The organism is Psychrobacter sp. ANT_WB68 (assembly GCF_008369115.1).
Classification (GTDB): Bacteria; Pseudomonadota; Gammaproteobacteria; order Pseudomonadales; family Moraxellaceae; genus Psychrobacter.
Map to the genome: position 1 here is coordinate 1,229,347 of NZ_VOAZ01000001.1, position 23,426 is coordinate 1,252,772.

Below are 23,426 nucleotides of genomic sequence, written 5' to 3' on the forward strand. Positions count from 1 at the left end.
CCCATATGTCATCTGATCTCAGCCTTTGGATCTCAATAATTAATATAAGAGCCTATTATGAATAATGACAATAATAATGAGAGCATCGGAGACAAAGATAAACCTGTCGGTCTCTTTGCGGATAAAGCTTATGTAGCAATGCCTGAATCCAATGAAGCGCCCTCTTTAAGCAAACAGACATTGGATAAACAACTATTAGACGCACAGCTTACATCTACCAATACGACGTCTCAAAAAACCATGGTCAAGAAAACCATTGCCAGTGGCGAAGCACTGAAGCTAGCGGTCGTTGGTCATACTAATACGGGCAAAACGTCGCTACTACGAACGCTATTGCGTGATGTGTATTTTGGTGAAGTCAAAAACGAAGCAGCAACCACGCGCCATGTAGAGCAAGCAAAATTGACCGACAGCCAGACGGGCGAAGTGTTGGTGGCATTGTATGACACCCCTGGTTTAGAAGATGCATCAGGGCTAATGGATTGGCTTGAAGACAATACTGCCAGTCGCCGTGATGGGATTGAGCGTTTGCAGCAGTTTTTGGCGGCAGATATCGCACGAGGTAGTGAAAGTAATGTGTCGAACGATTATGACTATAGCCAAGAAGCCAAGGTAATCCGTCAGCTGCTGGCAAGTGATATGGCTATATATGTTGTTGATGCGCGTGAGCCAGTATTGGGTAAGTATAAAGACGAACTGACGATACTCTCTTGGGCAGCGATACCTGTGATGCCAGTATTTAATTTCACGGATAGTCAGGATGCCAATATCGACGAATGGCAAACGATGCTAGCAAGACGCAATTTGCATATTTCAACACGTTTTGACTCAGTGGCTTTTGAGTTCGAAGATGAAATGCGTCTATGGCAAAATTTAGCCACCATGCTTACCCACTCTGAGATGCTTGAGCAGTTGATGGTGCGCCGCACTGAAAACTGGGCACAGCTATATGATGAGGCCAATATTATCATCGCTGATTTTTTATTAAATGTTGCGGCTTTCGTTCGTGAAATTACTGAAGATGATGACCCAATGCCAGTGCTCGAGCAAATGCAAGAAGCGGTGAGACAGAGTGAGCGAGCGATGCAGCATAACTTACTCAACTTATATAAATTTTATGATAATGCGGTAGCAGCAACACCGTTTGAGTTACAAGCATATCAGCAGGACCCTTTTGACCCTGAACTACTCAAGAGCTACGGCATTCGTACCACCTCTGGTGCAGCAGCTGGCGCATTATTGGGTTTAGGCATTGATGCTGCGGCATTAGGTACGACTTTAGGTCTGGGGGCTGCGATAGGTGGTATCGCAGGTGGGCTATTATCGAATACCAGTAGTATCGCCGATAGAATCACTGGGGTAAAACGTTTGTATATTGACCCAGCTACCTTAACGCTGTTAGCTACTCGAGCAATTGATTTGCTGACAGCATTGCGTCATCGTGGTCATGCTGCAACTGATGCGACGCAATTACTTTATAAGGGTGAAAAAAGCAGTCTTGAACACTCATTGGATGATAAAAAAGAAGAGAGCCATACAATAACCCCATGGCCTACACATAAATTACCAAGTGAGCTAAAAAAAGCCCGTGGCAAACCGCAATGGTCATCACTTAGTAGCGGTAAATCTGAACAGGCGCAACTATTGAGGGCGGACATGGCGTGGTCGCTGGCAGGTAAACTGCAATTACGTGAGAAGTAAACTCTAAAAGCTAAATCTCATAAAAAATTTAAAGCTAATTTTTTTATATTTGTCATCAAATGTTTTAGTAATAAGCAATACCACCCCGACTGCTGGATGCAGCAAACCACCACCAAGACCAAGGAAAATGCATGACACATTATTTTGGATTCGTACCTTCAGATAAATTAAAAGCTTTGATTATTGAGGCGGAGCAAGTCGTTGAATCAAACGAAAAAACAGATTATTACCCATATCGTGATGCACTTACCCATCAAACGGCGCGCGACCTTACGGATAAATTATTGGTTGGACTGGTAGATATTATTCCAAATCCTGAGCGCCAAGCCTCTATGCGTAAAATCGTTGTTACGATTGAACGGGCGACGGATACCCTACTCAATATTCTATTGGGTAAAGAAAACAACGAAGAAGTGATGCCAAGCTTTCATTTTTTGAGAGATCAAGCGACCTTTATTGATAATGAAGGTGTGAAGCGTATCGGTTTTAAATTGTCAGATGCAGACGCTAAAATCATTGATGACGGTTTTGCAGCGATTACACCCGAACACGTTGACAGAGTGGCATTTAAAAAAGCACTTGAGACCGTAAATGAAGATACATTAACGCATTTTATCAGTCGTTACTCTGAAACGTTGAAACTTGGCATGATTAAGCGTAAGTCTGTGCCAATGGCAAAGGCAGCTATCGATAAAGGTATGAGCATGGCATTAAATAAACTGCTACCTGACCTACCTGATGTATCACTAAACCGTTTGGCGAATTATTATCGTCCTTTTATCGTAAAAAAGCCTGAATAACGACTATTATGTTTTTATTAAGACTGTAGTGTTGGGCAAATTTGCTAAAATTTGCTAAAATAGGCGGCACTTTTATCAAAGGCGCAACTCATGACCCAAATTAGTAATCAAGAAATCGAAAAAACCCTGCGCAACTCAGAGTGCCTAATCAGCAGTATCGAAGTAGCCGCTGCTTATGAGCGCCTTGCCGCCCAACTCAACTTGCATTATGCCGGTTTAAACCCAATCGTCATGGTCGTTATGAACGGCGGACTTATTCCAGCCGGTCAACTATTGACTCATTTGACGTTCTACCATCGCATGCATTATATCCATGCGTCACGCTATCGTGATAATGAAGGCACTAATGAGCTTGATTGGAAATTCAAACCTGATGTTAGCATCGAAGGCGAACACGTCTTATTGATTGATGATATTTTTGACGAAGGTATCACCCTAAAAGCCATTGTTGAAGAATTGGGTAAAGAAAATCCACTATCTATTGAGTCTTGTGTGTTGCTGAATAAAGAGCACGATCGCAAGGTTGCAGACTTCGACGTAGATTTCGTTGGCATTAATGTCGCAGACCGCTATGTTTATGGCTGCGGTATGGATTTCCATGGTTATCTGCGTCATTTGCCTGGTATCTATGCGATCAAGGAAGACAAAATATAAACCTAAAAATCCAAGTTTAAAAAAGTATCCGATATCGGATGCTTTTTTTGTGCTATTTTTTACCTTTTTCTAACCTTAAACTGCATAATCAACCACCTACTCTAGCAGTTTTTCAAACTGTAAGCTCAGTCCGGTTTGGCGCATCGTTGGTGTTGATAATGCAGAGGTCAATGCCGAGGCAGTGCTAAAAATAGAAACTTGTTTTTTAGCGCGTGTGACAGCGGTATAAATTAACTCTTGGCTTAATAAGCGTGCATTATTATCATCGAAGCTAATTGCTACATGGTCAAATTCCGACCCTTGTGATTTATGAATGGTCATCGCATACGCAGTCGCAATCATCTCATCACTTAGCATATTGATATTAACGCCATGCTTTTTGTTCTCAAAAAATACTTGTAGCCGCCCCTTTTCTACTTGCAGGCAAATACCGATATCACCGTTAAATAGTCCTAGCTCATAATTATTTTGTAATACCATGACTGGACGACCGTGATACCAAGGTGATTTAGAAAGCGGCAGCTTTAACTGAGTTTTATGCTGCTCGCTTAGATAGTTATTGATGTAATGGTCGCCGCAGCGGCCATGATGTCCAGCCGTTAAAACCCGAAAACGATTAAGTAGTTTTATAAGCTCACCAAATTCAGTAAGATATTCTTTAGTTGGTATGAATTTCGCTGTCTTAATTTTGGTTAGTATTTTATTTGTTTGGTTGAAGTATTTAAGGTAGTTATTGGAAAGTATTTTTAGAAAATTATAATTGCTTAGGCTATTTTCTATCTTGTTATTAATTATACTGCTGTTAGTACCTTCATTATTGCCCGCTGTTAGATGATAAAAACTTAATGCCTCATCCTTTTGAAGAAGCTGCCAAACAGCGTCCATATTTTTTGTGTGGCTCTGACCCTTATCTGTTTGATTAATCAGTTTAGCTAGCTTACCAATGCCTGAGTCCTCTTTAAACCGGCGACTGGATATTAAACGTTGGTGCACGTCTTGTAGTGCCTCTATACGGCACAAATCTGCCAATACAGCCCCTGCATCGACCGCTGCTAGCTGATTGGCGTCACCAAGTAGTATCAGTCGCGCATTGGGCTTTATGGCGCTAACTAGATGATTGGCGAGCTCTACACCAAGCATTGAGGCTTCATCAACGATGACGATGTCTTCACTGAGTGGATTATCCTCATGGTAGCGTGGGCGACCGCCCTGCCCGATACCTAGCAAGCGATGTATAGTCTTCGCCTCTGGCAGCTGCATATAAACACCTGCTTGCTGTATGGCATTTTGTAACGACTCTTGCATACGTTGCGCCGCCTTCCCTGTCGGAGCCGCTAGTGCTAAATTGGCTTTTGACTCACCACCCCTCTCATCTGCCGCTTGTTCTTGCTGTAGTGCCATGACTAACTGGGCAACGGTAAAGGTCTTGCCGGTCCCTGGCCCACCAGTGATAATACTAAATGCTGAGCGATTGGCCATATGGATAGCATCTTGCTGCTCATCAATTAGCGACGAACTTAGTTTAATCGGTAGCTCAACAAGGCTTTGATTTTCAATACGCAGCACATGTTGCGCCAGAGCGAATTCTGCTTGCCAAGTACGATGCAGCCATAAGGTTATTTTTATAGATTGATTGTCTAATTCTTCGTTTATCTGAAAGACAATGGGACTTGTAATATCGTTTTTATCTTTTGTGTTGTTACTAAAGAGTGCATGTTTATTTAATAACTCACTGAAATTGCTTAGGCTATTTTCTTTCGAGTCAGTACTATTAGCTATACCTTTTAGCGAATGATAAAGTCTCACGCAGGCTTTTCGACGCTGCTCTAATATGCGTTTTTCATAGGCTGACAGTGTGGATTGACGCATCGCTGTCTCCCATAATGACTCGTCTTCTAGCAACTCTGCAGCCAATATTTCTGCCATATTTGTGTTGGCGAATGCCGACCACAGTGGCTGTACTAAATGTTGTAATAGCTGTTGCTGCCAAGCAAATAGCCCATTATCGGCATTCATAGCCTCACCGCTTGCGACGTTATCAAAAGCATCAAGCACTAGGACGGTATGCCCTTCCTCTAAACGCTGCACCAGCACTTCAAATAGCGTCTCAAACAACCAGTCTTGCATGTCACCCGACTTGTCTGAGCTATTGGGTAGTAGCTGACTTTGATAGGCAGTCTGCGTTTGTGCGCGGCGCTGCAATAAATACTGGCTAATCGCCGTCGCCCAACTATTGCCAGCGTCATCACCGACAGTATTTTGAGCCCTATTGGTTGCTTTTGCTGGCTTGCTAACGCTGTTTATACTTTTAACATCGCTCATATTTATCCATTTTTATCATTATTTTAAGATTATTAGTTTAAAAATTACAAAGTGCTAGGACTACCAAACATCTCATCCAATGCTTTGACCAACTCAAACGGTATTTGCCACTCGATCCGCCCATAATCCTGTGTACCTTGTGAGTCAATACCGCGCAAGAACACATACTCTACTGCGCCTAAATACTGTGTTTCATTACCGACGTAACCCTTTAAGCGCAAGCGCAAAAACCGATGCAAAGCCACTTGGTAGATGGCGGCTTGTAACCAGTAGCCTGCTTTATTCATAGCGGCGTTTAGGTTCTCATTATTGTAATTGCTTAGGCTATTTCCCAAATAGTTACTCTTATAGTCCACCACATAGTACTTGCCAGCGCACTCATAGACGAGATCAATCTCACCGCGCAAATATCGATAAATATGATTGGCATACTGCGGAGTGAGCTCAATATGCTTCTCTGGCTCATCAGGTAAATACTGCGTAAAGATATGGTTGATACGCTCAGGAGTAAAATTTTCTGATAATCCCATGTTAAAACCAAGCTCAGCGATACGGTTTTTAGGCGCTATTGCTTGTAAAGGCTGTCCGGAGGACAATAATGGAGCGGCCAATACATCAGCTACCCAAGCCATTAGCTCTTCATGAGCAACACCTAGCTGACTCGTCTCAATCAAATCCATATTGTCGGTATCAGGCTCTACAGGTAATGTCTTGCCTTGTTGTAATCGCTGCTGGGAGCTAGCGCTGGCATAACTGATTGGTAGCTGATACTGACGAATACTTTGATCAATAATAGCGGACCATTTGCTATTATCCGTAAAATCTATCTTTTCAAAAATCTCATGTAAAAATGTACCGGCATTTGCACCCCTCACAAAACGGAAGCGAATGTCGTCACTGGATATTAGAGTGCCCTCATCACCGTTTAATGAGACCGTTTTACGCTCACCATCAATTTGAGGCACCTGAGAATCAGAAGCCAGATTGATAATATAGCTTAGGTCTAAATCATCTTCTATCGCATCATCAAACACCGCTAATGCTTGACTTTTTTCACCAAGCTGACGCGATAATGCAGTAAAGCTGGTCTTAGCCCAGCCTTTAAACGAGTTTAGTTGTATCTGGGCATAAGCGCTTTGGTAATTAATGCGCCTTAGCGTCTGTAACTCAGAGGAGGCATTAATATGGTTAGTATGTTGAGGCGTTTTACTGGTCTTAAGCATAGTTTCAGCGATGGGCTCAATCGTTGTATATTCTAGCCAGTCCACATAATCTTTTAGATAGTCTGGTAATTCAAGATTCTTACCTTTACCGTTTAGCCACTGGGCAATTGGTTTTAGATGATCGTCCTGATTTTTGCCAGAATCACTAAACACCATATATAATTGCTCACTGGCACGTGTAAAAGCAACGTAAGCCAGTCGTCTGAGCTCTTCATAGTTTTCTGTGGTTTCAAACTGGGCGTAATAATCGGTTGGCTTTTCACCTTTAGCAGATTTACTATAGCGCTTGCCTTTACTGGCAGACAGACGGCGTTCTGTCTTATTTTCTTCTGCTTCATGGTCATATAAAAATAGATTATTTTTGCTACGCTCACCAGCTTTTTTACTAGCAACGTCCATGCCGACGACATAGACAATCGGGAACTCAAGGCCTTTAGATTTATGAATGGTCATAAGCTGCACACCTGACTCTGTCGGTAGTGGCTGCTGCTGTGCCCATTCTGGCGTACGGCTACTATTCATATTTTTCTTATACCAAGCGAGCAGCTCATGCTCACCGATATGCATACCATGCTGTGCTAAGATGTCGAGCAAATGACGCAAGTCCATCAAGTAGCGATCACCATCTTCTAGGTCAGCAAGCCCCACCCACACGTTTTGGCTCTTTGTTTGTCTATCGGATGACAGGCTCTTTGCGCTAACCATAGGGTTACGAGCAAATAAATAATGCAATGCCGATAAAATCCCATTGTGCTGCCAATGCGAAGCCGCAGTCTTTAAATATAACTGGAAGTCTTGATAGCGTTGTTTTAATTCTACTTGCTCGGTATCTGTTTTTCTGTCCGTTTGGTCAATATTAGTATGAGCATCGCTTTCATCGTCATCGAGCATCAAAGCTTGTACGTCATTGAGACTCATCTGATAAAAACTACTGGTCAATACGCGATTAATGATGTCACGGCGATGTGGTCGCAGCATGGCTTCTAACAAAGCGGCTAAGTCAGCAGCGATAGCCGTATCAAAGACATTTTTTTCAGCGGTTTCTAGCGTTGGGACACCAAGCTTGCTGAGCATATCTTCAACCTGTTTTAGCTCATGTTTACGGCGACCCAAAACACCAATATCACTTGGCTTAATAAGTCGTCCTTCTATCGTTTGCTCACTTGCCAGCAACGCCGCGATATGCAGCGCGGTAAGCTCAAATGCATTATGCTTGGCTTGTTTGTCATAAGACAGATGAATCACACTAACAGGGCTATTAGATAAGATATCAGTATTTTCCGCTTGCGCCTTTACCTGCCCTTCTATAGGCATTTGCCATGAAAGTCGGGAGTTCGTGTTAGCGGCGGTTATATGCTGGTAGTAGATACTCTTACCCAACTGCGCCAATTGACTGGCTTTATCAAAGCTTGCATCTGGCAATTCTGAAGTCGGTCTGCCAAACCAGTGGTTCAGGGCATTAATCAAGCGCTCATTAGAGCGGCGATTGACATCAAGCGTCATAATCCTGTCTTTGGCAAACATGGACTTCATCGCATTATAGTTGGCCACATCACCACCGCGAAACCCGTAAATCGCTTGTTTTGGGTCACCAACGAGCAATAGGAAGCCGCGATTGTTGCTCTGGTTCACACTATCATTACTCTTAGAAAGATAAATGCGCTCAATCATGCGCGCTTGCTCACCATTGATATCTTGTGACTCATCAATCAGCGCCACCGGATAATGATGCCGAATATAACGTGCCAGACGCTCGCCTTGCTTACCTGACAATGCTTGGTTTAAGCGTACCATTTGCAGAGCAAAAGTAGTCTCACGACGCGCTTCTAATATCGATGGTAACTTTTGGCGCACTTTGAGGGCGATGTCGCGGTTAAGGTTTTCGACAAGCGCGTCAAGATACATCTCTATCTGATTGGCGTAATCACAGACTGTTTTTAAGGCTTGAATACTAGGTAAACTGATAAAAGTTGCCCGCTCTTGTTCTTTATTAGCATTAAAGCCTTTACCACCTTCTTCTTTGGTTAAAAAAGCGAGGGGCAACGCATCATAAAACTTCTGTGTTTCCTCATCTAAATGCGCAAAAAACAAGGTACCGCTTTTTTCGATAACAGACTGAATATGATAAATTCTATCAATTTTAGCACCAAGACCCGCGGTACCATGAAACCCTTGTGCCTTGCGATAGCCTTTGCTGAAATACGGCTCGACATCCTTTAAATCACAATTTTTAAACGCATCTAACGCTTGCTGATAAGCGCTAAAGTCTATCTCTGCTCCCATCTCAACATTCTCGATAGGCGTTGAGATAAATTGCATGGATTTTTGCGCGACGCCAATATGATCAGCAGGCGCAGTCAAACGATTGGTATGCTGCAATAACTGATAAATCTCGTGCTTTTGGTTAAACAGATAGCTGTGATGTGCGCGTACGGCATCATGAATGATGCTTTCTATCACTATTTGCTCTTGGTCGCTTATCTGTACGCCTTGTTGATACCCAGTTTCGGCACTATATTCAGATAGCCATTTTTGTGACAAGCTATCCAAGGTACCAACAAACAGTTTATCTAATGTCGTTAGTACCAATGCACAGCGCCTCATAGCATCTGCTAATGGATAATCTTCGGTATGATCTAATAAATATGTCAGCAGGTGGCTATTGATAGAATCTGCCATCAAGTCGGCGTTACCAGATAGCTTAGCCTTTTCTTCTAACCATTCTTTACGTGCCTGACGTTGCTCTGCACTTACCCTGTTATCTGATGTAAGCGATTTATTATTTGATTGTTTATCGTTAGGGCTGCCTTTATCAGTATTTCTATTATTAGTCCTGTCGTTGTTAGCTACAAGCTGCGGGTAAAGAATAGAATGCGTGCTTGGGTTTGCTTGGACGTTATTAAGCCATTGTAATAATTGATAAAAATCAACCAAGCGGTCATGGATACGTTGGCGCATCTCCGCAGCAGCGGCGCGAGTAAAAGTGGTGGCAATAATATGCTCAGGCGCACGTTTTGCTTCGATAAGCAGCCGCAAAACAATACCCGTCAAAGTCCACGTCTTACCCGTACCCGCTGAGGCTTCTATCAAATACTTGCCGTTTAACTTGATACGAATCGCAGGTGGCTCTTCTGGCTTATCAGCTACGTTATTAACGATATCTTCAGGTGAAATATGGCTATACCTATAGTCATGACCGACATTATCTAAGCCATTAGCAGTATTGATAGCGTTGTTATATTGATCCATAAAAATCACTTGTTCAAAGTCGTACGATTAACATCATTATTATTCATTAGTCATGAAATGCTTAGCACCAAACGCCTTTATAAGGCTATTAGCGCTTCGTCCATTGCCGAAAATAAAGGCGCTGATAAGGTTGGCAGGGCGTCTTTTAACTTGGCAAAAACATCTTGTTTATAAAGAATATATTGCCATAGCTCATGCTGTGAGCAAGTGTCATAGATAACATCGCTGTTAAAGCTCGGCCATAACCAACTTTCAAAGTCACTACGCTTCGGCTGATAATCGGTATCTTTTGCTTTGGCTTCATTGAGCTTATCAAGGTAAGAAAGCGCATGAACTGGCAGCACCGTCATCGGTATCTTGCCAGCCATATGTGCAAACCTTACCCATTTAAGCAATTCTGCCAAAGCTGTATCATAAGCAATAGGTGCAAGCTCAAAGGTGGTTTTACCTTTAAACTTTTTATACTCATCGCTGCCTTTATTGAAGCGCCAAATACTTCTACCGTCGCTAGCAGCAACTTGCGCGTCAGTGGTATGGCGTGCAACCTGCCAATAAACATGCGCCAACCAAAAATGCAGTAAATATTGCGTACGCGCGCTATTGGGCCGAATATTTAACCACAGCTCAGTTAAAGATGACTGGTTTTGTGATTTATCAGGGTTAGGATCAAGGCTAGGATTATGATTGTGATTAGCAACGGGCACCATACCTTTGATCTGTAATTTGCCTTGTGGATTTATATCTGGGGTCACAACCGTGGTCATGGTCTCAGCACAAGGGGTTAGTAAGACTCTACTATTACTAGCACTACCATGAGCATCTATCCCTAATGACGATAGCTGGTCGGCAAACTCTTGGCATTGCTGTTGCAGTTTAAGCTGCTGATACTGCAGCGTTGATTGCCGCGCCACGCCAGCTGGCATGACTGGGTCGTATAGTAGTTTGCTGAGAGGTTTCTTAGTCTGGCTACTGATACTTGCTTTATCATTTACCTCATCAGTAACGATATCACTCTCTTTATTTAATTCATCAAGCAGCTGCGTATTCACGGCATAAGCGCTTAGACCTGATAATGACAAAGGTTCTTGATGTGCCATTTCATCTTCTGGTAAAACCACATGCACTTGCTGCTCGCGTAAAAACTGCTTGGCAGGATGACGAACTTGGTAGTAGAGCGACTGCATATCGACTTGGTTAATCTCAAACTGCTCTTCTATACCCGCTACCGCGGCATGGGACGAAGCGCTATTTAAAACAATACGTTGAGCAATATTTCTATAATCCTCGCTACTAGGTAGATTAACCTTGATGGCTGGCAAGCTGGCGTCATCGTAAGTATGCAAGCGCTCAAACACCTCATGCCATACTTTGGCTGGGGCGTTGGTACTTTGTTGGTACAGCTTTTCCTTTTGCATAGCGCGGGCAAGCAAGTCCATCAATGCTTGCCCATCCTCTTCGCTAGCTGTTAGGTTATCTGAGCCAACGGCATCAGCCGCTGATTGCACAAATACCTCTTCGGCAAAAGGCAACGCGGGATGACGGGTCACTAACCACTGTTCAATCAGCTTAGGCAGATAACGCTGCACTTGCGCTGCCAACGCCGATTGCTCATCACCATTAACAGTCGTTAAAGATTTGCTCTTAAGCTGCTCAGTTTTTAGCGGATCCCACTGCCATTGCACTTCACCTTGTAAAAACTGCAATAACTCACTCACCGGATTAGCAGGCAAGTGCTCATGAGCATCGGTCAAGCGCTGACCATTATAAAAGATCCAACAAGCATTGCGCGCACACAATAATGCATCCAAAAACGCCCCATTATCATCATCTTCGCTAAACCTATCGCCGCGACGTGCCAGCCCAGACTTCATCAAATCATAACGATTGTCGCGGTCACGGTTGGGGAACTCAGCCAAATCCATATTGAGCATCACAACCAAGCCAAACGGTACGTTACGCAATGCACCAAAGCGTCCAAAGGTAATCACCCCTGTCGGCTCGGCACTGACCTGTTGGCTCTCTAGCTCGTCTTCGATACTATCGAGCATAAAACTAAGCTTTAATGGCAGATTGCTGACTTGCGATAATTTTGATTCTACTTGGCTGGCTTCAAGTTGTAATAAGCTTGATAGATTCTCTGGCGTTTCGTTGTCGACTGTCGTATGCGGCTGATTGTTGTTTTCGCTATGGTAGCGCTGATAATGACGATTGGCACGTAAACTGCTCTTAAAGCCATTCATTGCATTAAAGATGGCGCGCATCGGACGCGTTTGATCAAGGGCGCCAAAATACGGATGGATGATATGGTTCTCAATATTATTGAGCCATTTTTCGGCATTATAACGGGCTTCAAACTCGTAACGGCAATGATGTAAGCCATTATAGACGCGGCATAAGGCTTCAATAATCGCGGCATCTGCCAAGCTAATCGCTGACATAGGTACGGTTTTTTCCGCTAAAGCATTGTCTTGCCAGTTATCAGGATAGAGGCAATCACTAATCTGCGCCTCGGGCATGACCAAACCTAGTGCCACTTTATCTAACGCATGAGCAAAGCTAAACCGATAATCATAATCGTCCACGTCAAGCGTTTGCTGCAAATGCGCCTCATCAAAACCGCGTACGAATCCTGCTTGCTCTAATAAATCACAGGCGCGGCTCATCTGCTCATGCGTTAAGCCAAGACTTTCATATAGCGGCGGCAGCATCAACCAATCAAAAACTGCAGCCGCTTCAAAGCGAGCGCTCTCGCTCCCTAATAGGCCATAAAAACCTCGTATCGCCTCCCATAACTGGCGAATCGACTTATCGACGACACCGGTGACTTTAGCCGGTAGCGTCAGACCATCTTGCCCTTCGCCATTAACAAATACCGAATTAATCAATTCATGATGACGATCGACATCAGGGAGTAATACCACGACATCAGACAGATGACGCGTGCTACCATCTTCGTTTGTCTCATTTAACCAACGTCCAATCATACCGCGTAACACTTCAAGCTGACGCTGCAAATTATGGCAAGAATGAATGCTTAGGCTATTATCATATTGCGATAATTGCCATTGGCGCGGCTGCTCATAGCGCTTGCCTTTTAAGCTATCATCGCTATACCATGAGTTAGAATCATTACTATTGCTTAGACTATTCTTATTAATAGTGCCTTCATTGTTTGAAGCGGCATTTGAATCATTCTGCATTTGCGTGCTCAGCGCAGCACTTAGACGTCCAGCAGTCGTTTGCTGCGTTGCTTTTTCATCTAGCATAAGGACATCTTGTTGCAGGTGTGCGAGTAGACTGAGCGGACGCTCGGCTTGTGCATCAGTTGTAGGCTGATAGCCGACATCAAACTTATCTTGCCAATCAAGCTTAAAACCGTTTTTGTCTTCATTACCCGATAAGCTTGCCAGCATGGCAAAAGTCTCACGCGACTGCTTGCCCAAACGCGACAATAGCGTGTGCCCATAATCTCGTAGAAACACGCTTTCAGGGTTAATCACTTGCTGACGCTGTAGCCACTGCTTATCAACGATATCTGCCCAAAACAGTTGCGACGGATTGTAATGTAATAAAGTGATATCCATGTAAGTGGATAAGCGCTGTAAGAAATTAAGCTCGTTCTGTGGCAATTGTTGAATGGTAAAAATATGCAGCTGGGTTGGCAGTATCGTTTGTATATCTACCCCACTATCAGCCTTATCTTGCGCCATGATTTGCCAAAAGCGCGTCTCAATAGAGGCGCGGTGCTCATACACCGAAGCAAACAATAACCGCCATAAGTGCCGCTGAGCGACTTCAAGCTCGGTATAATGCGCAACCAACCAGTCAGGCGTGCTACCAGCATACTTGTCAAACTCCATGGTTAGTTTGTCTTTTTCAGCAACCAACAGCTCGACATCAACCGCTTTATTGTCAGACCATAAGGTCAGCCAATCCTCACGATGGGTCAAATAACGGCTAAATACCCGCGAAAAATCTGTCGCTAATGACCACAATCGCACATCTTGCTGACTACGATCGGCCTCTTCATCGAGTAACGCCGATAGCAGCGGATACAAAGGATGCTTATCATCGGCCATAATCTGCGCTTGATAGTAGGTAAAGTAACCAAACAGCCGCCATTGCATCACAGCCCCTGTCAATACCGCAACCTCAGGCACCGTTACAATCTCTTGCGCGCGCTGATTGGCCTCAAGCCAGACATTGTGCTCAGCCAAGACCTTTTGCATCAAGGTCCACTGATATTGCCCCCAAAACTTGGTGGTCACCAAGGTGCTAATACCCGCTTGACTGGCAATCGATTTGTCCAGCCAATCGCCCAATACCATCGATGGCACAATAACAATAAATTCTTCAAAGATAGGCAGATTTTTAGACTGATAAGCAGTCAATAGCTGCTCAACTAAGTGTTCGGTACGGTGCGATTGAATAATAGTAAACATAAGAAGTAGTCTGATTGGGTTGATAGAGTGAATGATAAAGTGAATGATAAAGTGACGTTGAGAGTTATGACTGACGAGCATAGCGTCGTCTTTGCATTAACTTTTCCATACACAGTGCATATTGGTGGCTATTAAGGAATGCAGCACACAGTACTCACCAATCCATATTTCTAGGTCGTTACTGCATTGTATTTCTGCTAGCATACTGGCAGTAACTCAACAAATAGCCTTTATAGAAATAACAGCAACCCCTAACCGCGGGCGACTTATCAATCATAAGCTCGAGCATTGATAAAATAAGGGGATATTAGTGTGCCATTGATAATGGCTATTTGCCAGTCTATTCATCGTGGCATAATTACCTTACGACAGCCAGTGTCGTGCTGTTATACCGTTAGTATTGGTTAGAATATTATTTACCTATAACATCAGGTATTGTTATTTTACTTGGTTATTTGGCGTTGTTGACACTGAACTATTTAATCATTTTCTATATTGACGAGATACTATAATACTATGCCTTTGCGTCCCATTGATGCCATCTTCGTCCATCCTAAACGACGTTTGTATGTTGTATACTATCGCGGTGAGCTGTGGGCATTGCCGCGCATGAAAATCGATGATAGGTCATGGCAAAATAGACAGCCCTACACCGATGACAGCAGTTCGCTTTATCTAAGCATCCATCAAGCCATTAGTGACCCTATACTCGCACAAAAACTACGTACCTTGAATTTACCGACGGCGGTTCGTGGTAGCAAGTTACCGCGCTTTGAGGCATGGTGGGAGACAAATGGTTTTAAATGGCTAAAAGATAAGCTTACGACAGGTGAATCACCATTAGCCGCGCATGAAACAGCAGGGCCTAAAGTGACAGCGTCAAAAGCAATTGACAATCAGAACGCTTCCGCTTCAAACTATCAAGCTGCTCCAGGAAATAACGATAGCGTCATTAAGCAAAAAAGTAGCGAGCAAAACGTGACAGCCGCTACAGCAAAAGACACCGATATTTTTGCTGATATGCTCGCAGATTTGGCGGACGAAGTGTTAAACCAACACGAGTAAATCTGCTACCATTCATCCTCTATATAAATCATTGATGACATTAACCAAGAAAAGAACGATAACCTATGAAAGATTACAAGCTGCTATTAGCGGGGCTTATTTTACTGCTGTTGATTATTTTTATCGCCATCTTTACTTGGTTATGGACCAGCAACCGCAAAAACATGGACCCTCTGCCTATCATGGCAATCGACAATGACTCATCCTCGTCGACAGCAGCATCGGATGATGACGAGAACGCCATCGCCAAAAGCACTTTGCATATACAAGCAGAAGAAAAGCTACAAGCGCCTTTGAGTGACGTCATTAATAGCTTTCAATCACGCTATCCACATGTACATATAGAGACAAACTATACCTCTTCTACCGCTCTTCTAAGCCTATCTGACAGCAATTTTTCAGACAGTCATCGCACTGACAATGAGCGTGCGTCTTATGTCATTAATACCGATTTGATTATTGCTAATAGCAAGCTGTCAAAAGAGCGCCTATCACCATTACAAGAACAACTAAAGGCTGCTCAAGATAAGCGCAACCAAAGCAAAGTGAATAGTATTAGCGCTCAAGATGGCACGGTAGAAGGCAGTCTTAGTGAAAATAATGAGACTGATGCTGAAGTTGCTGCCCACGCTAAAAGCGACAATACTGGTACCCGTAGCCTTATCTCATTTAGCTATGCTTTGCAGGATACTCAAACAGTGGATGGTGTCGTATTGACGCAAAACCCTGCCGCTATTAACTTTAGAAACTTTTTGCTCTCAAGTACAGGACAAGACATATTAAGTCAGCATAATTATGACAATATCGACGGCTATAAGAACGATATGGCTGATTTATTCAAACCAACTTCACGCGCTAAACAAGCAACAGGTGAACACTCAGTAGATGTGGGCGACGCACTTAGCAATGGTAAGTAAATATAAACCTGTTACCTAACTATTATTCATTGCTTTTATAAGTCCTTTTTTCTACAATAGCAATCCATTATGCGCTTATAGCTCAACAGGATAGAGCAGTTGCCTCCTAAGCGATCGATCGGGGTTCGAGTCCCTGTAAGCGCACCAATCATTGTATTTAGACATAACCTCGCATTACCTAAACCCCTTTAAATACCTATCATGCCTAGTTATCAGTCTTTATTAAATACTTGTCATTACCTACTAGCACCTCTACAATGTTGTTAAATAATATACAACCATAGTATTTTTTGACTTTTGCTTATCATGGACAGTGATAGCTTTAGAATCAGTATGACGAGGACTAATATCAGCCTCATACTGTCCATAGTTTAGGGTTTGAGTGTATTTACTTAGCGGATCAGCTTCAGATATACCGTTGGCAAATAAGCTTAAGATATTGCGACGTTTAATATTGAGCTGATTAAGAATGAAGTTGGTGACGAAATCATTGGCAGGATTGTGTATGATTTCAGCGGGTTCAGCGAATTGCGCCACTTTGCCATCCGATAGCAGTAAGGTGCAATCAGATAGCGTCATCGCCTCTTCTGGGTCATGGGTGACAATTAGAGTAGTCAGCTGATAGCGCACGGCAATCTCACGGATGCGCTCTTTGACGGTTTACTTAATTACTCCATCTAATGCAGATAAAGGCTCATCTAACAATAATATTTTGGGTTTCATGACTAGCGTACGTGCCAAGGCGACACGTTGCTTTTGACCGCCTGATAGCTGATGAATACGCTTATTTAGGTGCTCCTTAATATCGAGTAAATCGATCAGTTCATCGACTTCATGTTGTGTACTGACAGTGGGGTTATTGCGCAGACCGTATTCGATGTTTTGTTTGACATTAAGATTGGGGAATAAGGCATGATCCTGAAAAACGATATTAAAGTCTCTTTGTCTCATAGAGACGCGGGTAATATCTTCGCCACTATAGGCAATTCGGCCGCCGCTGATGTCGGTTAACCCCAAAATCATGTGCAATAAAGTGGTCTTACCACAGCCGGATGGCCCTAAGATTGAAACTATTTCACCCTTGTTAATTTTGAGTGAAAGATCCTCGAAAATCACCTTGTCATCATATCTCTTTGTAACCTGTCTTAGCTCTAACATATCCACTCACCTAATCGCTTATAATCATCCATTTACTTGCTTATCCTTGCGTAGGTCAGCAGTGTATCTAGCAGATATGACACTTCAATGAAAAAATAAAGGTTAGACAACCTTATGTGCGCTAAAAAGCTTAAAAAAGTGAACCGCCCCCTGAATTATCGGAGACTTAACTTTCTCAGAGAACACGACGATGAAAGCACGAAACTACAAACTTGAAATTAAAGAGCGAGCCATTCGTATGCTGATTGAAGCAGCAAACAACTACCCTCTACATGGACAGCCGTCCAAGTCATCAGTGGCTAAGGGTTTTTGCCCATTGCTCGCGACCATGGCATCGAAAAAGGGTGGTGCATCAAAAAGCATGCTGATTAAAAACTTGAATAAATATTAAAGCCTTGTAGAATCAGAGAACTTAGCATGAATTTCTTATTGACTCTTATAGCCAACCTACTTTTTAGAACACCACATAAATATCAATTTAAAATATAACTTATTAGGTAATAAACACCTCAACATTCTGGTGTTCGAAGTATCAACAATATCTATACATCTAATAAATTAACTTTACCTTGATAGGTGCAAAAAGCACTACATGGTATTATTTACATAGCATGTAGTGCTGAGGCATGAAGTTTAATTTTCTTAGGTGATGTTGTTAATATCAGGGTTTGACTATATATGTATTAGCTTGTACAAGACCGCTCAAACTTAAGGCCATGATACCCAATACTGGAATCGTATTCTTCATTTCTATTCCCTTATTAATGAATTATTATTTCTTAATAATTTTAAATCTATTTACCTGATTTAAATATTCCAGAAAAAACCTTCACATGCATACCTATATATGTATGAAACCTAAAATTATATTTTCTTCTTAAATGGAACTTACAATATTACAAATAGTCGCTAAACACCTCCTGTATTTGGGTCAACTATTATTTCTAATAGATAACAGCCAGTCGTATTAACCGCTTTGTTGATCGCTTCAGGTAATTTTTCATGTTCCTTTATACGAGCACCTTTACATCCCATACTATCAGCTAACTGTACAAAATCGATATTGGGCAAGTCGAGACCTGGTACAGACTGACTTTTCATAATCTTACCAAAGGAATGCATTGCTCCATACCCAAAATTATTTAAAATTATGAAAGTCACGGGCAAATTTAACTGAGCTGCTGTCCAAATTGCTTGGATTGAATACATAGACGAACCATCACCAATCAGACATATAGCGCGTTTATCAGTAGCTAAAGCCACTCCGACTGATGCAGGTAAAGCATACCCAAGACCCCCACTTGACATAGTAAAAAAGCTATTAGGTCTCGTGATAGGTAAAAAACGTTGGATGGCAGATCGATGAGAAGGTGCCTCTTCTACTATTACTGAATCAAATGGTCTTGCATGCGCTAGCAGGTCAATAGCATATTCTACTGGAATAGGTGTCATTCCGGTTATTTTTGGAGCAGCAGAACGCAGCGGTATAGCAAAATCATCATTCTGATAGTTGGATAAAGGAGCGAGTTTATCAAGCATAGCATTGAGACTATGATTTATTGAACCAAACAAAGTTGTGGTGGCAGAAGAAAATGCCGCATATTTTGGATCATCAGTAATTTGATATATTTTAACTTCAGAACTAAATAAAGCCACTTCACCTGCAATATGCAGTGTAAATACAGGTGCACCAACAACAAGGATTACGTCATAATCAGACAGTTTTTTTGAAAGTTGCTCGGGCAAAGCTGGCAAAAACCCTGCAAACTGAGGATGGGTTTCCGGAAAGCTAGCTCGACTAGAATATGGGGCTGCCCAAACATGTGCTTGCAGACGCTCAGCCAATTTGACTGCTGTGTCAAATGCGCCCTGCCTATCCACATCTGCACCTAACACTACAGCTAATTTTTGGCTGCTTTGTAATGTTTCCAATAGTTGATTAATAGCCTCTACAGTTGGCGTAGTACCTTCAATTATCTTTGAATAGTTAGGCATCTCTGTTGTCTTATCCCAATCATCACACGGTATAGACACAAAAGTTGGACCACGTGGATGCTGCATGGCAATGTGATAGGCTTGAGCTATTGCCAATGGCACATCTTCAGGACGCGCAGGCTCAATACTCCATTTAACATAAGGTTTTGGAAAGTCTGCTGCTTGATCTGCTCCAAGATAAGGTGCGAATGGTAATATACTACGAGATTGTTGGCCTGCAGTTATTACTAAAGGGGTATGATTTCGATATGCGGTGAATATGTTTCCTAAAGCATGACCGACACCTACTGCTGAATGCAAATTAACGAAAGCAGCATTACCAGACGCTTGAGCATAGCCATCTGCCATAGCCACAGCGGATGATTCTTGTAGAGCTAACACATATTCAAAATCTTCAGGGAAATTATTTAAAAAATTAAGCTCAGTAGAACCGGGATTACCAAATACCTTAGTCATATTAAGTTCACGCATCAGGCGAAACGTCACTTGTTGTACGGTATTGGTACGATTAATATGAGACATAGACGACATCCTTATCAGTAAATATTTCTTGCAGAAGTTAAAGCAACAAAACGGCTTATGTTAAAAGTAAGAACTGGAAACGAGCTGACTTTTTTATTTGTTTGCATAGTACATTTGAATAATTGGCATGACATAACTCACTCTCCATATCAAAAATATAAAGAATGAGCTTTTTATTGAAGCTACTATCTCACTAAGCGCACTACCTATGAGAAAAGTTAAATAGCTATTAGGATTGACATGCTGCGCTGGCTTCTTTAGTTTTTTGATAAGCGGTTTGAGAGTCCAATCCAAGCTTTGCGATATCTTGCAGGTATTTTTGTGTACCCTCTTCTAAAGGCTTTTTCCAATCAGGATTCTTTAATGGATTTGAGATATCTATGATTGTATCGCCTTTGGCTTTTGCTTCTGCCATATACCTTGCATCATCTTCATCAAATACCTTGCCAGCAACCTCAGCCATAGCTTTACCTGAATTATCATCGATTACTTTTTTCAAATCATCAGGCAGACTTTCATATTTATCCTTATTCATAGTTACTATGATCGGCGAGCTATAGAAAGGTATGTTTGTATGGGTATTTGTTATTTCTGTCAGCTTAAACGAACCCATCGCATCCCAAGGTAAGCTTGTACCGTCCAACACACCGCGTTGAAGAGATGTATAAAGGTCAGTCACGGGTAATCCAACAGGTGTGCCACCGGCAGCTTCAATAATATTTCCTGTGATAGCTGAGGGACCTCGAATACGCATGCCTCTTAGATCGTCCGGTGTACGAATCGGCTTATTAACCGTGTGGAAACCACCAGGACCAGTCCCCATCATAAATAAAACATGGGTATCCTCGTATTCACTCGAAATCACCCCATCGTCGTATAAGGTATGCAGCATACAGTTAAGTTGAGTTGCTGAGTTTGACAGCCCTGGTAATTCAGAAATCTGTGTTAATGGGAAGCGGCCATTGGTATAACCTTGAAGCGTAGACCCAATATCGACCATACCATTAGCCACCGCATCATAAGTTGCATTTGGTTTGCTGAGTGTTGCAGAAGGGAATATCTCAATTTTAATTCTGCCTTTAGAGTCCTCCTCTACTTTTTTTGCCCAGTATTCAAATATTTCTGTATTTGTGGTCGAGGTGGCTGGCCAAAAATGTGAAAAACGTAGAGTCGTGACTTCTTGAGTACTTTGAATGGCGCTGTCATCTGATTGTGAACAAGCTGTCATACCCACTAGAGCGGCCAACATTAAGCTGATTGAAAAGGTTTTACTCATCCTGAATTCCTTTTTTAATGATAGATAATTATTATGATAGATAAATGGGCATAGCTTCCAATCTATGCCACTCTCATATGCCTGAATGAATGGTAATAAGAACCTTAATGCCTACATTCTTATATTGATAATCACTTATTTAAACACACTAGACAGGATATGGACGCTGTTCAATTTGTACCGATACCCATTGATAAGTCGTGAACTCATCGAAGGTAATGTGACGACCGAAGCGGCCTACCCCTGATGCTTTTTCACCACCAAAGGCAACGCGCGGCTCATCGTTGACACTTTGGTCATTAATATGAACCATACCTGTCCGCCATCCTGCCGCAAACCTTTGTGCTCGGGAGATATCTGCAGAATGCACAGCACCGCTCAATCCAGCATCAGTGTCGTTTGCTAAGCGTAAGGCATCAGCATCACCTTTGTGTGAAATCAATGTAACCACAGGACCAAACATTTCTGTACGTGCAGAATAAACGTCATTACTGCCTTTTAGGACGTATGGATAAACGACCGCACCGTCACGCTTGCCTTCAAGAAGTATCTCAGCACCTTCTTGCACTGCTTGGTGTACGGCCTGCTCTACCCTCACAGCTTCACGCTCATCAATCAAAGGCCCCACTAAAACATCAGGTCTTGATGGGTCTCCAACGTTTAGGCCTTTTGTATATTCTACAAACTTTGCGGCAAACGCATCAAAGATAGACTCATGAACAATGACACGGTTCACTGACATACAAATCTGACCACTGTGTAAGAACCGACCAAAGACTGCAGAACGTGCCGCATAATCAATATCGGCATCGTCAAGCACTACAAAGGCATTATTGCCACCAAGCTCTAAAATCGAACGCTTGATCTCACGACCAGTCATCTCTCCTATGCGCTGACCAACTTCAGTAGAACCAGTGAACGAAATCACACGAGGAATCGGGTGTGTATATAGCGCATCGCCAATCTCAGAGGTTTTGGGCACAACCACTGTCAATATACCTGCGGGCAAGCCTGCCTCTTCGAAGATTTTGGCTAGCAAGATACCGCCAGTAATGGGTGTGGTAGAGGCAGGCTTTAATAACACGGTGTTGCCACTTGCCAAGGCCGTAACTACCGATCGCATAGCTAAAAACATTGGGAAATTAAAGGGGCCAATAACCGTTACCACACCTACTGGCTTACGAATGATGTGGTTAAATTTATTAGGAATGGCTGAGCGTGCAACCGTAGTTTCTAATAAAAACGGGTACTCGGCGGCCACTTTAATAACCCCAATACAGGCATCAATCTCGATATTGGCTTTCATCACGGTAGAACCAGACTCACGCACCAGTAAGTCAACCAACTCGTTTCGGCGATTACTCATTACTTTTGCCGCTTGCTCAACAATCTGGCTCACAGCATAAGGGTTGGTCTGACACCAGTCTTGTTGTGCTAGCTCTAGTGCCTCATAAGACTCATTAATATCATCTAGGCTGGCAGCTTTGAAAGTAGCAATCTCTTTACCAGTGAAGGGATTACTTGTTACGATGTTGTGACTCGATTTACCATCACGCCATTCGCCTGCTATGTAGTGATGATGTAAATTTGTGTAATTAGACATATCAATTCCTTGTCAAAAAATATTTACCTGAGGGGTACTGCTATTTTCTTATAAAACTTCTTTTACTTGATGTTGCATATAACAATACGCAACATCATGAACAATACGGTACATTTTAACGATGTGACTTGTAATAAAGCGCGTTATTAACTGTCTGACAGACACTACCCTAACAGCACCAAAGATATCGCCGGAAAGGCTACTAAAAGGACCAAACGAACCAAGTCAGAGACAATAAAGGGCATCACTCCCTTGAACATATCGGACAGCTTAATATGCGGTGCCATCGCCTTAATGACAAAGATATTCATCCCCATCGGTGGCGTGATTAAACCAAGCTCTACCGTTAATACTGCAATGATACCGAACCAGACTGGATCGTAGCCTAAAGCGACAATGATTGGGAATACGACCGGAATCGTAATCACTAGCATCGCTAGGGCATCCATGAATAACCCTAACAGAAAGTACATGATTAGAATACAAATCAGTACCACCA

Annotated in this window: 15 protein-coding genes and 1 tRNA gene; 7 read left to right on the plus strand and 9 right to left on the minus strand. The window is 42.6% G+C overall.

Features of this window, described 5'->3' with window-relative positions:
• Positions 1 to 57: 57 nt before the first annotated feature.
• From FQ084_RS05155 to FQ084_RS05165, 3 genes are all read left to right on the plus strand, one after another.
• A complete protein-coding gene (locus FQ084_RS05155; RefSeq protein ID WP_149489523.1) occupies positions 58 to 1,701 on the plus strand; it encodes a DUF3482 domain-containing protein in 1,644 nt (547 codons plus the stop codon).
• 131 nt (positions 1,702 to 1,832) lie between these two features.
• Complete coding sequence (locus FQ084_RS05160) at positions 1,833 to 2,501, plus strand: hypothetical protein (RefSeq protein WP_149489524.1); 669 nt, start codon at positions 1,833 to 1,835, stop codon at positions 2,499 to 2,501.
• A 90-nt stretch (positions 2,502 to 2,591) separates the two neighbouring features.
• A complete protein-coding gene (locus FQ084_RS05165) occupies positions 2,592 to 3,155 on the plus strand; it encodes a hypoxanthine-guanine phosphoribosyltransferase (RefSeq protein ID WP_149489525.1) in 564 nt (187 codons plus the stop codon).
• A 96-nt stretch (positions 3,156 to 3,251) separates the two neighbouring features.
• Here FQ084_RS05165 and recD read toward each other — a convergent pair whose 3' ends face one another.
• The 3 genes from recD to FQ084_RS05180 all read right to left on the minus strand — a co-directional run bounded on the left by recD (position 3,252) and on the right by FQ084_RS05180 (position 14,472).
• Positions 3,252 to 5,477, minus strand: coding sequence for an exodeoxyribonuclease V subunit alpha (recD, locus tag FQ084_RS05170; protein WP_149489526.1), 2,226 nt, complete (start codon positions 5,475 to 5,477; stop codon positions 3,252 to 3,254).
• Positions 5,478 to 5,521: 44 nt separating this feature from the next.
• Entirely contained in the window at positions 5,522 to 9,949 is a 4,428-nt protein-coding gene (locus FQ084_RS05175) for a UvrD-helicase domain-containing protein (protein WP_149489527.1), read from the minus strand.
• A gap of 77 nt (positions 9,950 to 10,026) precedes the next feature.
• The gene (locus FQ084_RS05180; protein ID WP_316619923.1) at positions 10,027 to 14,472 is read right to left on the minus strand and encodes an exodeoxyribonuclease V subunit gamma; all 4,446 of its coding nucleotides are present in this window, start codon (positions 14,470 to 14,472) and stop codon (positions 10,027 to 10,029) included.
• Positions 14,473 to 14,907: 435 nt separating this feature from the next.
• On the opposite strand from FQ084_RS05180, the gene FQ084_RS05185 reads away from it, so the two are divergent.
• The 3 genes from FQ084_RS05185 to FQ084_RS05195 all read left to right on the plus strand — a co-directional run bounded on the left by FQ084_RS05185 (position 14,908) and on the right by FQ084_RS05195 (position 16,520).
• Entirely contained in the window at positions 14,908 to 15,456 is a 549-nt protein-coding gene (locus FQ084_RS05185; protein ID WP_149489528.1) for a hypothetical protein, read from the plus strand.
• Positions 15,457 to 15,521: 65 nt separating this feature from the next.
• Positions 15,522 to 16,373: a hypothetical protein gene (locus tag FQ084_RS05190; RefSeq protein WP_149489529.1), complete on the plus strand. Its 852-nt coding sequence runs from the start codon at positions 15,522 to 15,524 to the stop codon at positions 16,371 to 16,373.
• Between the two features lie 71 nt (positions 16,374 to 16,444).
• Positions 16,445 to 16,520: transfer RNA gene (locus FQ084_RS05195), tRNA-Arg, on the plus strand.
• A gap of 105 nt (positions 16,521 to 16,625) precedes the next feature.
• On the opposite strand, the gene FQ084_RS13305 is transcribed toward FQ084_RS05195, so the two are convergent.
• Both FQ084_RS13305 and FQ084_RS13310 read right to left on the minus strand, forming a co-directional pair.
• Positions 16,626 to 17,003 carry a hypothetical protein gene (locus FQ084_RS13305; RefSeq protein WP_223144846.1) on the minus strand — a complete coding sequence of 126 codons (378 nt, stop codon included), beginning with the start codon at positions 17,001 to 17,003 and terminating at the stop codon, positions 16,626 to 16,628.
• Between the two features lie 30 nt (positions 17,004 to 17,033).
• A complete protein-coding gene (locus FQ084_RS13310; RefSeq protein ID WP_223144847.1) occupies positions 17,034 to 17,531 on the minus strand; it encodes an ABC transporter ATP-binding protein in 498 nt (165 codons plus the stop codon).
• Positions 17,532 to 17,721: 190 nt separating this feature from the next.
• Here FQ084_RS13310 and FQ084_RS05205 point away from each other — a divergent pair, with 190 nt between their 5' ends.
• Positions 17,722 to 17,922, plus strand: a complete 201-nt coding sequence (locus FQ084_RS05205; protein ID WP_149489530.1) for a hypothetical protein — start codon at positions 17,722 to 17,724, stop codon at positions 17,920 to 17,922.
• Positions 17,923 to 18,440: 518 nt separating this feature from the next.
• On the opposite strand, the gene mdlC is transcribed toward FQ084_RS05205, so the two are convergent.
• From mdlC to FQ084_RS05225, 4 genes are all read right to left on the minus strand, one after another.
• Positions 18,441 to 20,048, minus strand: a complete 1,608-nt coding sequence (gene mdlC / locus FQ084_RS05210) for a benzoylformate decarboxylase (RefSeq protein WP_262880658.1) — start codon at positions 20,046 to 20,048, stop codon at positions 18,441 to 18,443.
• A gap of 229 nt (positions 20,049 to 20,277) precedes the next feature.
• Positions 20,278 to 21,324: a TRAP transporter substrate-binding protein gene (locus tag FQ084_RS05215; RefSeq protein WP_149489532.1), complete on the minus strand. Its 1,047-nt coding sequence runs from the start codon at positions 21,322 to 21,324 to the stop codon at positions 20,278 to 20,280.
• Positions 21,325 to 21,472: 148 nt separating this feature from the next.
• Positions 21,473 to 22,927, minus strand: coding sequence for an aldehyde dehydrogenase family protein (locus FQ084_RS05220; RefSeq protein ID WP_149489533.1), 1,455 nt, complete (start codon positions 22,925 to 22,927; stop codon positions 21,473 to 21,475).
• Between the two features lie 164 nt (positions 22,928 to 23,091).
• On the minus strand, positions 23,092 to 23,426 hold a 335-nt coding region (locus tag FQ084_RS05225; RefSeq protein ID WP_149489534.1), incomplete at its 5' end, for a TRAP transporter large permease subunit.

Bases quoted from the DNA above. Each gene is read 5' to 3' on its own strand.
- FQ084_RS05155 (WP_149489523.1), top strand. From the start codon at position 58: ATGAATAATGACAATAATAATGAGAGCATCGGAGACAAAGATAAACCT.
- FQ084_RS05160 (WP_149489524.1), top strand. From the start codon at position 1,833: ATGACACATTATTTTGGATTCGTACCTTCAGATAAATTAAAAGCTTTG.
- FQ084_RS05165 (WP_149489525.1), top strand. From the start codon at position 2,592: ATGACCCAAATTAGTAATCAAGAAATCGAAAAAACCCTGCGCAACTCA.
- recD (WP_149489526.1), bottom strand. From the start codon at position 5,477: ATGAGCGATGTTAAAAGTATAAACAGCGTTAGCAAGCCAGCAAAAGCA.
- FQ084_RS05175 (WP_149489527.1), bottom strand. From the start codon at position 9,949: ATGGATCAATATAACAACGCTATCAATACTGCTAATGGCTTAGATAAT.
- FQ084_RS05180 (WP_316619923.1), bottom strand. From the start codon at position 14,472: ATGCTCGTCAGTCATAACTCTCAACGTCACTTTATCATTCACTTTATC.
- FQ084_RS05185 (WP_149489528.1), top strand. From the start codon at position 14,908: ATGCCTTTGCGTCCCATTGATGCCATCTTCGTCCATCCTAAACGACGT.
- FQ084_RS05190 (WP_149489529.1), top strand. From the start codon at position 15,522: ATGAAAGATTACAAGCTGCTATTAGCGGGGCTTATTTTACTGCTGTTG.
- FQ084_RS13310 (WP_223144847.1), bottom strand. From the start codon at position 17,531: ATGTTAGAGCTAAGACAGGTTACAAAGAGATATGATGACAAGGTGATT.
- FQ084_RS05205 (WP_149489530.1), top strand. From the start codon at position 17,722: ATGAAAGCACGAAACTACAAACTTGAAATTAAAGAGCGAGCCATTCGT.
- mdlC (WP_262880658.1), bottom strand. From the start codon at position 20,048: ATGTCTCATATTAATCGTACCAATACCGTACAACAAGTGACGTTTCGC.
- FQ084_RS05215 (WP_149489532.1), bottom strand. From the start codon at position 21,324: ATGAGTAAAACCTTTTCAATCAGCTTAATGTTGGCCGCTCTAGTGGGT.
- FQ084_RS05220 (WP_149489533.1), bottom strand. From the start codon at position 22,927: ATGTCTAATTACACAAATTTACATCATCACTACATAGCAGGCGAATGG.